Origin of the sequence: Bradyrhizobium commune (assembly GCF_015624505.1) — a bacterium.
In the GTDB taxonomy this organism is placed as follows: Bacteria; Pseudomonadota; Alphaproteobacteria; order Rhizobiales; family Xanthobacteraceae; genus Bradyrhizobium; species Bradyrhizobium commune.
Map to the genome: position 1 here is coordinate 1,745,159 of NZ_CP061379.1, position 13,418 is coordinate 1,758,576.

Annotated in this window: 12 protein-coding genes; 6 read left to right on the top strand and 6 right to left on the bottom strand. The window is 64.7% G+C overall.

Annotated features, from left to right (window positions below):
* Nucleotides 1-6 precede the first annotated feature (6 nt).
* Entirely contained in the window at nt 7-936 is a 930-nt protein-coding gene (gene pqqB, locus IC761_RS08250; protein ID WP_195802764.1) for a pyrroloquinoline quinone biosynthesis protein PqqB, read from the bottom strand.
* Between the two features lie 132 nt (nt 937-1,068).
* Nucleotides 1,069-1,149, bottom strand: coding sequence for a pyrroloquinoline quinone precursor peptide PqqA (pqqA, locus tag IC761_RS08255; RefSeq protein ID WP_045002119.1), 81 nt, complete (start codon nt 1,147-1,149; stop codon nt 1,069-1,071).
* Between the two features lie 249 nt (nt 1,150-1,398).
* On the opposite strand from pqqA, the gene IC761_RS08260 reads away from it, so the two are divergent.
* A complete protein-coding gene (locus IC761_RS08260) occupies nt 1,399-1,656 on the top strand; it encodes a DUF6894 family protein (RefSeq protein WP_195802765.1) in 258 nt (85 codons plus the stop codon).
* A gap of 168 nt (nt 1,657-1,824) precedes the next feature.
* On the opposite strand, the gene IC761_RS08265 is transcribed toward IC761_RS08260, so the two are convergent.
* Entirely contained in the window at nt 1,825-2,946 is a 1,122-nt protein-coding gene (locus IC761_RS08265) for an IS481 family transposase (RefSeq protein WP_195798467.1), read from the bottom strand.
* A 181-nt stretch (nt 2,947-3,127) separates the two neighbouring features.
* Here IC761_RS08265 and IC761_RS08270 point away from each other — a divergent pair, with 181 nt between their 5' ends.
* From IC761_RS08270 to IC761_RS08280, 3 genes are read left to right on the top strand one after another with little or no spacing between them, the layout of a single operon-like run.
* Entirely contained in the window at nt 3,128-4,528 is a 1,401-nt protein-coding gene (locus IC761_RS08270; protein ID WP_195802766.1) for an amidase family protein, read from the top strand.
* A gap of 2 nt (nt 4,529-4,530) precedes the next feature.
* Complete coding sequence (locus IC761_RS08275; RefSeq protein ID WP_195802767.1) at nt 4,531-5,007, top strand: glutathione peroxidase; 477 nt, start codon at nt 4,531-4,533, stop codon at nt 5,005-5,007.
* Nucleotides 5,004-5,261, top strand: a complete 258-nt coding sequence (locus IC761_RS08280; protein ID WP_195802768.1) for a DUF3297 family protein — start codon at nt 5,004-5,006, stop codon at nt 5,259-5,261. Before IC761_RS08275 ends, IC761_RS08280 begins: the two co-directional genes overlap by 4 nt.
* Nucleotides 5,262-5,469: 208 nt before the next feature.
* Here IC761_RS08280 and IC761_RS08285 read toward each other — a convergent pair whose 3' ends face one another.
* The 3 genes from IC761_RS08285 to IC761_RS08295 all read right to left on the bottom strand — a co-directional run bounded on the left by IC761_RS08285 (nt 5,470) and on the right by IC761_RS08295 (nt 9,560).
* A complete protein-coding gene (locus IC761_RS08285) occupies nt 5,470-6,918 on the bottom strand; it encodes an MmgE/PrpD family protein (RefSeq protein WP_195802769.1) in 1,449 nt (482 codons plus the stop codon).
* 218 nt (nt 6,919-7,136) lie between these two features.
* Entirely contained in the window at nt 7,137-8,489 is a 1,353-nt protein-coding gene (locus tag IC761_RS08290; RefSeq protein WP_195802770.1) for a malonyl-CoA decarboxylase, read from the bottom strand.
* A 270-nt stretch (nt 8,490-8,759) separates the two neighbouring features.
* Complete coding sequence (locus tag IC761_RS08295) at nt 8,760-9,560, bottom strand: AraC family transcriptional regulator (RefSeq protein ID WP_195802771.1); 801 nt, start codon at nt 9,558-9,560, stop codon at nt 8,760-8,762.
* 59 nt (nt 9,561-9,619) lie between these two features.
* Between IC761_RS08295 and IC761_RS08300 the strand changes: the two genes are divergently transcribed.
* Both IC761_RS08300 and IC761_RS08305 read left to right on the top strand, forming a co-directional pair.
* Nucleotides 9,620-10,792, top strand: a complete 1,173-nt coding sequence (locus tag IC761_RS08300; protein ID WP_195802772.1) for an MFS transporter — start codon at nt 9,620-9,622, stop codon at nt 10,790-10,792.
* Between the two features lie 358 nt (nt 10,793-11,150).
* Entirely contained in the window at nt 11,151-13,418 is a 2,268-nt protein-coding gene (locus tag IC761_RS08305) for a cation:proton antiporter domain-containing protein (RefSeq protein WP_195802773.1), read from the top strand.

A 13,418-nucleotide genomic window follows, 5' to 3' on the forward strand; every position in this document is an offset into this window, starting at 1 on the left:
CGGCATTCACAGCACGATCTCCGTTCCGTCGGCGGGGATCTGCCAGCCTGCCGCCTCGACGGCTTTGCGTTCGGGCGAGGCGGGCAGCAACGCCGGGTTCGAGTTATTGATGTGCAGAAACATCTTCCTGTCGATCCCGACGTCGGCGAGCCGCGCGATCGCGCCGTCGTCGCCGGACATTGCGACATGGCCCATGCTCTTGCCGGTCTTGTGGCCGAGCCCGCACCTGATCATCTCGTCGTCGCGCCAGACCGTGCCGTCGAAGAACACCAGCGCCGCGCCGTCGAGCTCGGCCTTGAGCGCGTCGGTGATTTCGGCGCAGGCGGCGATGAAGTAGAAGCATTTTCCCGTCGACTTGTCGGTGATCTTGAGGCCCAGCGTATCGCCGTCGCCGGTCGCGCCGCCGGGATGGGCCTTGCCTTCCAGATACCAGGCCGATTTTCCGGGCACCGCAAAGGGCAGCATCTCGAGCCCCGCGCGCGCGCCGTCCGGCAGTCGCGGCTCGAAGGGCTCGTGGATGTCGATCGGCTGGCGCCGCACATTCTCCTCGTTCAGCACGTTGAAGATGCTGTTGTCCCTCAGGATCGCCAGCACCTTCTCATGCGCATAGACCGTGAAGGGCGAGCCCTCGCGCATCGAGAGCAGGCCGGCGACCGCATCCACCTCGCCATTGGTCAAAATCACGCCCGCAATCGGGGTGTGGCGCAGCGCGCCGGCTTTGGGGTGCAGCTGCGGCGTGGCGTTCAATTGCTGGCGCAGATCAGGGGAGGCGTTGATCAGAAACCAATGCGCGCCATCGCCGCTGAAGGCGACCGAGGCCTGGGTTCGAACAAGCTCCTGGCCATTCTCGCGGGCCGCCCGGCAGCCCTCGCAGCCGCAATTCCATTGCGGGACTCCGCCGCCGGCTGCGGCGCCCAGGACGACGACGCGAAGCATGATCCGTCTCCTGGAGGCAACGTCGCGAGGTGGGTCTCAGGCCGACACGGTTTCTGTCGACAAACTTTCTGTCTTCCGGAAACCTATCGTGACCGAAAGAACCACCTGCGCGGAACGCGAACTCACCAACCCTTACTTGCGGGTGGCGCTCACATACATGTTGATTTCCATGCCGCAGGGCACTTCGACGATCTTCGGGGTCTTCCAGGCCATTTTGGCTCTCCATTTTCGCGAATTCGGACGTATCCGCCCAAGGACTAAATTACTGCGGGCGGAAAAGTTCGCCAGTTAAATCTTGGCGAGCAGGGCCATGTTGCGTCGCGAAAGTTGCTGTCGGAACATCGCCTGCCGTGATGCAGCCTTGCGCCCGGCGCATTCGGTCGCGAACCCTGTCCTGATAAAGCAGTTGTGAGTGCAGTGCAGCTTTCATTCCGGTACAGGCGCCTTTAGCTGGATCTCGTGATGCCCAAATATTTCTTCAACACCCGTATCGGCGATGAGTTGATCGTGGACCCCGACGGCGAGGATCTGCGCAACCCCGATCGCGCCTGGGAGGTCGCCCGCCAGATGATCCTGGAGGTGCTGAAATCCGAGGGGACCCAGCCGGCCCTGATGGAGGCGGTGATCGAGGTCACCGACGATGACGGGGAGATCGTGCTGGAGTTTCCCTTCACCGAGGCCCTGCTGGACATGCCGGACCAGTCCGCGACGCGGCACTGAGGCGGGCATTAGAGGCGCGAGAAACCCACTCTCTCCACGTCATGGCGAGGAGCCCTTGCGACGAAGCAATCCAGACTGCCTCTGCGGAGGGATTCTGGATTGCCTCACTTCTGTTCAGCCCGGGGACATAGCTTACACCTGTTCGGGGACATGGTTGACACTTTTGGATCATCCTAGATCGATCGCCGCGATCTGGTGCGCGGCGAAGAAGATGCCGAACCTGCCGTCGGTATTGAGTGGACGGATCGCAAGCCGTTCGCCGCGGAAGGCCTGCGGAACCTTCCACAATTTGCCTTTGAAGCTGACATAGGCCTTGGTGGTGGAGACGGAACGGACGACCTCGTGCTCGTCGTATTCCACCGCGGGCAATCTGTCCGGCATTTCCCGCGAACTGGGTTGGTACCGGCTTGCCGGAACGTTGTAGTTCAAAGCCTCATGCGGCCGATCGAGATTGTAGACGGCTCGCCATTGGTCGAATGCGCGCTGCACCTCGGCAAGGTCGCGGTAGCGCCTGAAGGCAAATACCTCGGCCTTCAGCGTGCGATGGAAGCGTTCGTTCTTTCCTCGGCTCTGCGGATGATACGGCCGGCTGTGGATCACCCGGACGCCAAGCTTCAAAAGCCAGACCGTCAGCCCGGTCCAAGGGTCTTCAAGGGTGAAGCCCCAGGGGCCGCCATTGTCGACGAACATCGCATCGGGGAGGCCGTACCGGCGGAATGTCTCCCTCAGATGCCCTTGCACGGTCGAACCTCGCTCGTTGTCACAAGCAGCCAGGCACAACGAGAACCGCGAGTGATCGTCCAGCATCGTCAGCGGGTGGCAGGATACGCCGTCCTCGAGTGGGCTGTGTCCCTTGAAGTCCATCTGCCAGAGCTGATTGGGTGCCTCCTTCTCGAAGCGGATGTAGGGCTGTCCAGGTCTCCCCGCAGGTTCGCTCACGCGATCGTAGCGACGCAGGATCTCGTGCGTCGTCGATATCGCCGGCACGGCTTGCCGGTCGCGCTTTAGACGATGCAAAATCTTGCGCGCCCCCCAGGCCGGGTGGACATCGCGCAAGGCCACAATCTGCTGCTCGATCGCAGCCTCAGTACGATCCGGGCTGTGATGCGGCCGGCGCGAGCGATCGGCCAGCGTCGTATCCCCTGCATCATAGCGCTCGATCCACTTGTAACCAGTCTGGGCACTAATCCCGAACTGCCGGCACAGCTTCCGCCGGTTCACTCCTTCCTGCTTAGCAAGCATCACAAACTCGCGCCGCTGGTCCATGACAGACACCTCTCGCCACGGCATGGCTCGCCCCCTTGTTCGACGAATCCAGCCGATTTTGATGTGTCAACCATGTCCCCGAACAGGTGTAAGCTATGTCCCCGGGCTGAACACTTCGCTCGCAATGACGGAGGTATCCCTGCGAAATCCGCATGACTTTGGCCCGTTCCCGGCGCTAAAAGACGCCGGTCATACGGAGCAAGTCATGCAAGATCTCTGGCGCCTGTCGGCCGCCGACCTCGCCACCCTCGTCAAAGCCAAGAAGGTCTCTGCCCGGGAGGCCGCCAAGGCCGGCCTCGACCGGCTCGATGCGGTCAATCCCCAGCTCAATGCCGTGATCGACCACCGGCCCGAGGACGTGCTCAAGCAGGCCGAGGCCGTCGATGCCGCGATCGCCCGGGGCGAAGACCCCGGCGTGCTGGCCGGCGTGCCCGTCACCATCAAGGCCAATGTCGACCAGGCAGGCTTTGCCACCACCAACGGCCTGAAACTCCAGCGCGACCTGATCGCGCGCGAGGACAATCCGGTGGTCGCCAACTTCCGCAAATCGGGCGCGGTTCTCCTTGGGCGCACCAATTGCCCCGCCTTCTCCTATCGCTGGTTCACCACCAACCTGGTCCATGGCGACACCAGGAACCCGCGCGATCCGTCGCTGACGCCGGGCGGCTCGTCCGGCGGCGCCGGCTCGGCGGTCGCGGCCGGCATCGGCCATATCGCCCACGGTACCGACATCGCCGGCTCGATCCGCTATCCCGCCTATGCCTGCGGCGTCCACGGCCTGCGCCCGACCTTGGGCCGCATCCCCGCCTTCAACGCGGCGCTGCCGGAGCGCCCCATTGGCCCGCAGATCATGGCGGTGTCGGGCCCCTTGGCGCGCACCGTCAACGATCTGCGCATCTCGCTCGCTGCGATGGCGGCGCCCGATGTGCGCGATCCCTGGTATGTGCCGGTGCCGCTGCAAGGCCCCGCGCGGCCGAAGCGCGCCGCGATCTGCCTCAACCCGGACGGCCTTGCCACCAAGCCTGAAGTGAAGGCGGCCGTGACCGATGCCGGCAAGCGGCTGGAGCGTGCCGGCTGGACCGTCGAAATGATCGACAACACGCCGCCGATGCGCGAGGCGGTCGAGTGGCAGCGCAAGCTCTGGCTCGGCGACGGCTACGAGGCGCAGCTCGAGATGGCCGAGCGCGAAGGCGATCCCGGCGCGCTGGCGTGCCTGCGCGGCAATCGCGCCAAGGTCACGCCGATGGACCAGGCGAACTACGCGATGGCGCTGACCCGCCGCGCCACGCTGACCCGCGACTGGATGCTGTTCTTCGAAACATATGCCGTGGTGCTGACGCCGGTCTCCGGCGAATTGCCGTTCCCCGATCATCTCGATCGCAAGGACTCCGAATCCTTCGAGCGCGTCTGGGAAGCGCAGATGCCGCAGATCGCCACGCCTTTCATGGGATTGCCGGGCCTCGTGGTGTCGACCGGACTTGTCGGCAAGATTCCGGTCGGCGTTCACATCGTCGCCGGCCGCTATCGCGAGGATCTTTGTCTCCTTGCAGGCGAAGCGATCGAGGCGGGCGGCGTGCCGCCGTCGCCGATCGACCCCGTGGGTTAGCGATGTCCGCGATCTACGACTTCAAGGCCAATTCGCTTGCCGGCGACGAGGTGCCGATGCGCCACTTCGAGGGCCAGGTGCTCTTGATCGTCAACACCGCGAGCAAATGCGGCTTCACGCCGCAATATCGCGGGCTGGAGGATCTGCATCGCGATCTCTCGCCGCGCGGCTTCTCGGTGCTCGGCTTTCCCTGCAACCAGTTCGGCGCGCAGGAGCCGGGGCAGGCCGCCGAGATTCAGGCGTTCTGTTCCACCAATTACGACGTCACCTTTCCGCTGTTCGAGAAGATCGACGTCAACGGCGCCCACGCGCATCCGCTGTATGAGTACCTGAAACGCCAGCAATCCGGACTGCTCGGCTCCTCCATCAAATGGAATTTCACCAAATTCCTGGTGGACCGTGCCGGCAAGGTGATCGCGCGCTACGCGCCGACCGCAAGGCCGGAAGGATTGCGGCACCAAATCGAGACCCTGCTATGAGCGAGACAATCATGAGCGACGAATTTCCCGACCGCCTGTCGGTCGACCCGAACAGCCCCTATTACAACGCCGACATCCTGTCGCGCGACGTCGGCATCCGCTTCAAGGGCATCGAGAAGACCAATGTCGAGGAGTACTGCATCAGCGAAGGCTGGGTCCGCGTCGCCGCAGGCAACGCCAAGGATCGCTACGGCAACCAGCTGACCATCAAGGTGCATGGGCCCGTGGAGCCGTATTTCAGGGACAAGAAGTAGGCGGTCGCTGCCGTCATTGCGCGACGGCCGTGCCAAACACTCAGTGTCGTCCCGGCCTAGTGCGCAATTGCGCACGGGGGCCGGGACCCATAATCCCAGGGAGGAGTTACGCTGGCCACTCCGAATCTTCGCGACAACTCAATCTTGTGGTTATGGGTCCCGGCCTTCGCCGGGACGACGGTTAAATGTGCAGCGAAAGCTCGCCCGCTCAGCCCCGCTGAAGCAACGGCCTTAGCGTGCGGATGTCCGTGACTCCCTCGATCCCATAGACCGACTTGATCAGCTGCTCCGCCTTCTCGGCTCCGACCACCGGCGCAATGAGATCGCGGGCCTTGTCGATGACCTCGTCGCGCGTCATCGGGTTGCGCGGGGTGCCGCGCACCGCGGTGACGCGTTCGGAGAGGCGGCTGCCGTCGGCGAGCTCGATCTCGACGATGGCGACGCGCACCGGCAGCAGCTTTGCCAGCTCCTCGTCACGCACCAGATTGATCTTGGCGCGCTCCTTCAGCACCGCCGCATCCTGCATGCGCGGCTTGTCGTGGGCGGCGTGGAAGGAGGCGGTCTTGTCGAGCAGCATCACGGCGACCATGTGCTGCAGGCAGATGTCGGGGATGTCGCGGTTGTCCACGACCTCGGCGACCGACGGCGCCAGCCGCACCGTCACGCGCTTCACCTGATCGGTCTCGAACGCCTGCTTGCTGCGGATCGCATAGATCGCATCGAGCGGTCCCTGGATCGGCGAGCCCACCGTCCATTTCTTGATGTCGGTGCCTGCGATCTCGTAACGCTCGCCGAGCTTGTCGACGAGCTTGCCGGGCTCCGCTTTCGGCGCATAGGCGAGGAAATAATTGTCCGGCCCCGAGAACACGTCGTCGACGCCATTCCAGTCTGAACGCACCAGCAAGGCCGAAGTGACGCCATTGCGCGCCGGCATGCCGGCGAACACAAAACCCTTCTCGATATGGTCGATATCGCGCCGCCACACGATGAAGCCGGAGGATTGCTGCGCGGCATAGTCGAGCACCCAGCGCATCCTTCGCGCGTCGAATCCGGCGACGCAGGCGGCTGCCGCGGACGAACAGAAGGTGCCGGAAATGCTGTGCGTGCTCAGCGTGCTTTCGTAGCTGAAATCCGCGCCGCCCATCGCCATCACCACGCGGGTGCCGACGTCGTAGCCGAGCGTCACCGCGCGGAGGAAATGCGCGCCGTCGATGCCGAGATGCTCGCCGAGCGCAAGCGCCGCGGGAACGGTCGAGCAGCCCGGATGTGAGCGCGACGGGCTGTGCGAATCGTCGGTCTCGTCGGCATGCGCCATCACGCCGTTGGCGAGCGCAGCCTCGACTGGTGAAGCCGTGAGCGCGGTGCCGGCGACGGTCGATGTTCCCTGCGCGGCATTGGCGCGGATGTAGCGCTGCGCGGCCTGGCCCGGCGGCAGCTCCGATCCCGAGATCATCGAGGCCAGCGTGTCGAGGATGTGGTGCTTGGCTTGCTCGACGACATCGGGCGGCAGCGCGCGGGTCTTGGCGGCGCTCATGTAATCGCACAGCGCCGTCATCTCCGGCCCGGAGCCTGGGCCTTCTGCGAAACTGCGTGTGGGGGAGAGCGAGAGGCTGGTGGCCGCCGCGGCGGTCAGGCCAAGAAATTCGCGCCGTTTCATGGTGTCTCCCCGTCTTTGGTGCAGGAATTCGGTGAAACGAATAGCGCTTATGGGAGCAGCATGTCTAGTGACCGCGGCCGACGGTGAGGCCGGGCGCCCGAGGTCTTGCCACACCCTCCGTCATTGCGAGCGCAGCGAAGCAATCCAGCGTCTTTCCGCAGAGGCAGTCTGGATTGCTTCGCTGCGCTCGCAATGACGGCGGAGAGAGCATCTTCCCGTTACGACAGCCGCATGTCCAGCAGCCGCCGTCCTTCGCCCTTGAGCAGCTTCTTCACCGCACTCGATGCCACGACCTCGCCGTCATTGGCGTAGGCTTCGTGGTTCTTCTCGATGTCGTCGAGGCGATAGAGGTAGTTGACCATGACGCCGGCCGACTCCCGCACGCCCTTCGGCGAGAGGTCGCCGAGCCAGTTGATGCGCTCCAGCCTTGCGCCGTTGCCGAGATGGAAGCGGGCGACGGAATCGATCAGCTTGCCCTTCGGCGTGCGCGCCCTCAGGAAATAGTGCGCTGCAAGCGGCTCGATCACGGCGCGCAGCAGCGTCGTCGTCTCGGGATTCTCGAACCATTTCGGATCGCCGAGGCGCTTCACGACCTCGCGGTCCTCGTCCGTGAGCGGCAAATCCTTGTCCTGCTTCACCCATTGCATGAAGCCCGGTACCGGCGACAGCGTCACGAAGGTGTCGAGCTTGGGCGTCTCGCGGCGCAGCTCCTCGACCACCTGCTTGATCAGGAAGCTGCCGAAGGAAATGCCGCCAAGCCCGCGCTGGGTGTTGGAGATCGAGTAGAACACGGCGGTGCGGGCCTTCTCGATCGGAAGGTACGGGCGATCGACGGCAAGCAGCGGCGCGATCGCGCCCGGAATCGTCTCGGTCAGCGCCACCTCGACGAAGATCAGCGGCTCGTCGACCATCGCGGGATGGAAGAAGGCGTAGCAGCGGCGGTCGACCGGATCGATGCGGCGGCGCAGATCGTCCCAGTCGGAGATCTCGTGGACGGCTTCGTAGCGAATGATCTTTTCGAGGATGTTGGCCGGGGTCGACCAGTCAATCCGGCGCAGCACGAGAAACCCCCTGTTGAACCACGACGAGAGAAGATGCGAGACGTCGCGATCGAGCGCGGCGAGATCGGTGTGTCCGTTCATCATGCCGAGCAGGTCGGCGCGCATGGCGACGAGATCGCCGGTGCCGCCCGGCGCGCGGTTGAGGCGGCGGATCAGCTCCTGCCGCCGCGGTTCCGAAGCGAAATGCAGCGAGCTCGCGTCCTCATCGGTCGGTTTGGCGCGCCACTTCTCGATCGCCTTGGCGAGGCGCTCCCGGTCCGGGCCGAAATCGCGCACCAGCCCCTCGAAGAAGGCGCGGCGTCCTGCCGCATCCAGATCCCCGTAGATGTCGAGCACTTCCCGCGCCATGGCGGTGCCGGACGCTTCGCCACGGCCCGACAGCAGCGCACCGCAGAGCTCGATCAGTCCGTCGGCATCCTGCTTGGTTTCGGCGGAATCGCCACGGCGAAGCAGCGTACGGCCGCGCTCGGAGATGGTGGCGAGCAGGTCGGAGAAGAAGGCATTGGCCATCTGGGCTTTTTCGATTCCGGGTTTGTGCGGCGCGGGAAGCTTACACGGAATTTAGGCAGAAGCCGATCACAATCAAGCAGGCGATTTTGGCAACTTTAGCTGGGCCGTGCGTTTCGAGAAGGCTGTCATGCCAGATGAACGCTGCCGTAGGGTGGGCAAAGGCGCACTTGCGCCGTGCCCACCATGTCTCGACAGCTGCGAAAGAGATGGTGGGCACGTTTCGCTTTGCCCACCCCACGAGTTCTGCGCTCGCCATGACGAGGAGGCAGCTCAGCCCTTCCCCGCAAACTCCGTCGGCGTCCGTCCCGTCACCTGGCGGAACGCGGCCGAGAACGCCGGCACGCTGGCGTAGCCGAGTTGCGTCGCGAGCTGTTTCACCGACACGCTCGCATCCATCGACAGTCGCTGGATCGCCGCCGCAATTCTCGCGCGCTGGCACCAGCTCTTGAAGCTCAGCTGCGTCTCCGTCGAGAACAGCCGCGACAGCGTGCGCGCGGAGGTTCCGACCTCGCGCGCCAAGGTATCGATGTCGTGCAGGCCGGTCGGATCGTCGAGCACGATCATCGCGGCGCGCCGGCAGCGCGGCTCATGCGGCAGCGGCACGAAGGTCGCGGAATCCTCGGCCTGGTGCAGCTCCAGCATCACCAGGCGCACGAGAAGCTCGGTCCGCTCCTCGGTGTTGCGGGCATCGAACAGTGCGAGGATGGCCTGATTGAGCAGCGGCGACACCCGCACCACGAATTCCTTGGTCAGGCTCTCATGGCGCTGCTCGCGCTTGAGCCAGCCCAGGTCGAAATACAGCGTGCGCATCTGGATGTCGGCGAGCAGATCAAGGGCATGCTCGAGCCCGGCCGGGACCCAGACCGCGCGGTCCGGCGGCACCAGCCAGCGGCCCCCGGGAGTCGTCACCTGCATCGTGCCCTTGGCCGCGTAGATCAGCTGTGACTCGCGGTGCATGTGCGGGTCGATCCGCATGCCCTTGGGATAGTCGCGCGCGACCAGATGCACGCCCGCGGTGGAGCGGTGGTTGCCCCGGACCTCCCTCAGGATTGGCGTTTCCACGACAGTCATTGGCAGCATCCCGTCATGGGTCCGACATATAACCCATTTCGGAGCAAGTGAGGATTCGAATGAACAGCCCCAGCCGGGTCATCAGTTTCGTCAACGCGGGCCATTTCATCGACCATTATGCGATGCTGATCTTTGCCGCCGCCGTCATCATCATGGGACCGGCGCTCGGCATGGCCTATTCGGAACTCTTGCCCTATGCGACGCCCGGCTTCATCGCCTTCGGTGCCGGCTCGCTGCTGACCGGCTGGCTCGGCGATCGCTGGAGCCGCCGCCACATGATGCTGATCTTCTTCATCGGCATCGGGCTTTCGATGATTTCGGTCGGCTTCGTGCAGACCCCGATGCAGCTCGGCGTGGCGCTGTTCGCGATCGGCATTTTTGCCTCGATCTATCATCCCGTCGGCACCGCCATGATCGTGTCCTATGCCGACAAGCTCGGCCGCGAGATGGGCCTGAACGGCGTCTGGGGCAATCTCGGCGTCGCCTCGTCGGCGCTGGTCACCGGCGTGATCGGGCAATATCTCGGCTGGCGCCTTGCCTTCATCGTCCCCGGCGTGGTCACGATCCTGATCGGCATCGCCTTTGCGATGATGGTCGTGCATGAGGACCGCAAGGGTGCGAGGCAGGCGGCCGCACAGGCGCGCGTGGCCAAGCAGGACATGTGGCGCGTGATCCTCGCGCTGCTGATCGTCGTGATCGCGATCTCCACCACCTTCAACGCCGTCACCGTCGCGCTGCCAAAGCTGTTTGCAGAGCGGCTCGCCGATCTCACCAAAAGCCCGGCGCTGCTCGGCGTCATCGCGGCCTGTGTCTACGTGTTCGGCGCGATGACGCAGTACACGATCGGCCGGCTGCTCGATCGCTATTCGCTGAAGACGGTGGCGCTGCCGCTGTCCTTCATGCTGGCGCCGTTCTTGTATCTCGCCGCGACCCTGTCCAATCTGCCGCTGATCTTGGTCTCGATCGGCATCGTCATGGGCGCGTTCGGCCAGGTCACGGTCAACGACGCCATGGTCGGCAAATACACCACCGAGGAGTGGCGCTCGCGCGCCTATGCCGTGCGCTATTTCGTCGGCTTCACTGCGGCCGGCGCGTCGGTCGGCCTGGTCGCCTGGTTGTATGAGCAAGGCGGCTTCGTCACCATGCTGCACGCCTTCGCCGCGCTCTGCCTGCTCGCGATCGCCGCCGCGCTGATCCTGCCGCGCGAAATCCGGACGCCACAGGCGGCGTGAAGGAGTGAGGCGCGTCGCTGCCTCCACATCGTCATTGCGAGCGCAGCGAAGCAATCCAGAATCTCTCCACGGAGGAACTCTGGCTTGCTTCGTCGCAAGGGCTCCTCGCAATGACGGGAGAGGGCGCGGCGCTTCGCCTGACGCCTGCCGATGATGCCATTATGCCGGTGTTTTGCCCGACGGAGCAAGCCGTTTCGGCAAGACCGAAATTTTCGAGCTTTTTCAACCCGGCTCTACTGTGCATGGGGTTGTTTTCCGATTTTGTCGAGACACCCGCCGCGGGAACCCGCTCCACCTCCCGTGGGTTCTATTCCCGTGGCCCCAGCACCGGGGCAGTTGAAGGGGGAATGACACCTGCATGCAGTGGAGCCCGCTCCGACCGGTCGGCCTTGTCCCCGCGGCGCTTGTCCTCACGACCATTGCGGCGAGTGCCGAAGGCGGCAAATCGGCTGGCCCGTCCGAATTCCTGCTGGTGGCGCAAATCGTGCTGCTGATCGCGGTGGGCCGCGGGCTCGGCGAGATCATGCAACGGATCGGCCAGCCTTCGGTGATCGGCGAACTGCTCGCCGGCATCATGTTGGGGCCGTCGCTGTTCGGCTGGGTCTGGCCTGAAGCACAGCACGCGATCTTCCCGAAGACACCCGAGCAGAAGGCGATGATCGACGGCATCGCCCAGTTCGGCATCCTGCTGCTGTTGTTGCTCACCGGCATGGAGACCGACCTCAAGCTGGTGAAGAAGGTCGGCAAGGCCGCGATCGCGATCTCGATTGCCGGCATCCTCGTGCCCTTCGCCTGCGGCTTTGTGCTCGGTGAGTTCCTGCCGGACGCGCTCCTGCCCAATCCGCAGCAGCGCCTGGTGGCGTCGCTGTTCATGGGCACGGCGCTGTCGATCTCCTCGGTGAAGATCGTCGCTGTGGTCGTGCGCGAGATGAATTTCATGCGCCGCAATGTCGGCCAGATCATCGTCGCGACCGCCGTCATCGACGACACCATCGGCTGGATCATCATCGCCGTCATCTTCAGCCTCGCCTCGCAAGGCGCGCCGGATATCGCCTCGGTCGGGAGGGCCGTGCTGGGGACGCTGACCTTCCTTGTCGTCAGCTTCACCATCGGCCGCAGGATGGTGTTCCAGCTCATCCGCTGGGCCAACGACAATCTCGTCAGCACCGCGCCTGTCATTACCGTGATCCTGCTGTTCATGTGCGTCATGGCGCTGATCACGCATCTGATCGGCGTCCACACCGTGCTCGGCGCCTTCGTCGCCGGCATCCTGGTCGGGGAATCGCCGATCCTGACGCGGCAGATCGACGAGCGCCTGCGCGGCCTGATCTCGAGCTTCTTCATGCCGGTGTTCTTCGGCCTTGCGGGCTTGAGCGCCGATCTGTCGGTGCTGCGAGATCCCAACCTGCTGATGCTCGCCGGCCTGCTGGTCGTGATCGCCAGCGTCGGCAAGTTCGGCGGCGCCTTTGTCGGCGGAACGTTGGGCGGCTTGAACAGGCGCGAGTCGCTCGCGCTCGCGAGCGGCATGAATGCGCGCGGGTCCACCGAGGTGATCATTGCCACCATCGGCCTGTCCATCGGCGTGCTCAGCCAGAACCTGTTCACCATGATCGTGACCATGGCGATCGTGACCACGATGGCGATGCCGCCGATGCTGCGCGCGGCGCTCGCGAAGCTGCCGATGAACAAGGAGGAAGAGGAGCGGCTGGAGCGGGAGGAGTTCGAGAGGCGCGGCTTCGTCGCCAATCTCGAACGTCCCTTGCTGGCGGTCGATGAAAGCGTCAACGCTACCTTTACCGCCCACATCGCAGGCCTGATCGCCGGCATGCGCGGCCTGCCGATCACCGTGCTGCATATCGGCCAGCGCGCCAAGGAGCAGGAGAAGGGCCGCGACGAGGATGAGAGCCACGAAGCCGTCGTGAAGAAGGCGGCCGAAACCGTCTCCGTCAATGGCGACGGCGAGGCCGGCGGTGTCGATGTCATCACCCGCACCCGGCGCGCGGAGCTCGGCGAGACCATCGCCGACGAAGCGCGCAAGGGTTTTGACCTCCTCGTCATCGGCGTCGACAAGGTCACCGCGAGCAAGGAACGCTTCGATCGGAAGATCGAGGACATCGCCGCAAAATTCGATGGACCGCTCGCGATCGTGGCGGCCAAGGGCAAGCACCTGAAGCAGCCGATGCCGGACACGCTGAACATCCTCGTTCCGGTCTCCGGCAGCGGCGTCTCCAAGCGCGGCGCCGAGGTCGCGGTCGCGCTGGCGCAGGCGGGATCGGGCTCGCTCCGCGTGATCTACGTGACGACCACGCGCGACAAGGGCGCACAGCGTGGTGCGTCCCGCAGGCTCAATCAGGAGGAGGGCATCCTGAGAGACACCGGCGATCTCGCCGCCCGCTATGACGTCGACATCACCACGACGCTGCGCGTGAACCGGGCGCCCGAGGCGGCGATCCTGCGCGAGATCGACACCACGGACGTCGACCTCGTGGTCATGGGCGTCGACCGCATCCAGGGCGACCATCTTTCGTTTGGCGGCGTTGCCGACGCCGTTCTCCGGCAGGCGAAGGTCTCGGTGCTGCTGGTGTCGAGCGGCGAGCCGCATAGGGGGCCGCCGCAGACGTCCTAG

Coding starts and splice junctions, on each gene's coding strand:
- pqqA (WP_045002119.1), bottom strand. CDS start 1,149: ATGGCCTGGAAGACCCCGAAGATCGTCGAAGTGCCCTGCGGCATGGAA.
- IC761_RS08260 (WP_195802765.1), top strand. CDS start 1,399: ATGCCCAAATATTTCTTCAACACCCGTATCGGCGATGAGTTGATCGTG.
- IC761_RS08280 (WP_195802768.1), top strand. CDS start 5,004: ATGAGCGAGACAATCATGAGCGACGAATTTCCCGACCGCCTGTCGGTC.
- IC761_RS08300 (WP_195802772.1), top strand. CDS start 9,620: ATGAACAGCCCCAGCCGGGTCATCAGTTTCGTCAACGCGGGCCATTTC.
- IC761_RS08295 (WP_195802771.1), bottom strand. CDS start 9,560: ATGACTGTCGTGGAAACGCCAATCCTGAGGGAGGTCCGGGGCAACCAC.
- IC761_RS08270 (WP_195802766.1), top strand. CDS start 3,128: ATGCAAGATCTCTGGCGCCTGTCGGCCGCCGACCTCGCCACCCTCGTC.
- IC761_RS08290 (WP_195802770.1), bottom strand. CDS start 8,489: ATGGCCAATGCCTTCTTCTCCGACCTGCTCGCCACCATCTCCGAGCGC.
- IC761_RS08285 (WP_195802769.1), bottom strand. CDS start 6,918: ATGAAACGGCGCGAATTTCTTGGCCTGACCGCCGCGGCGGCCACCAGC.
- pqqB (WP_195802764.1), bottom strand. CDS start 936: ATGCTTCGCGTCGTCGTCCTGGGCGCCGCAGCCGGCGGCGGAGTCCCG.
- IC761_RS08305 (WP_195802773.1), top strand. CDS start 11,151: ATGCAGTGGAGCCCGCTCCGACCGGTCGGCCTTGTCCCCGCGGCGCTT.
- IC761_RS08265 (WP_195798467.1), bottom strand. CDS start 2,946: ATGCCGTGGCGAGAGGTGTCTGTCATGGACCAGCGGCGCGAGTTTGTG.
- IC761_RS08275 (WP_195802767.1), top strand. CDS start 4,531: ATGTCCGCGATCTACGACTTCAAGGCCAATTCGCTTGCCGGCGACGAG.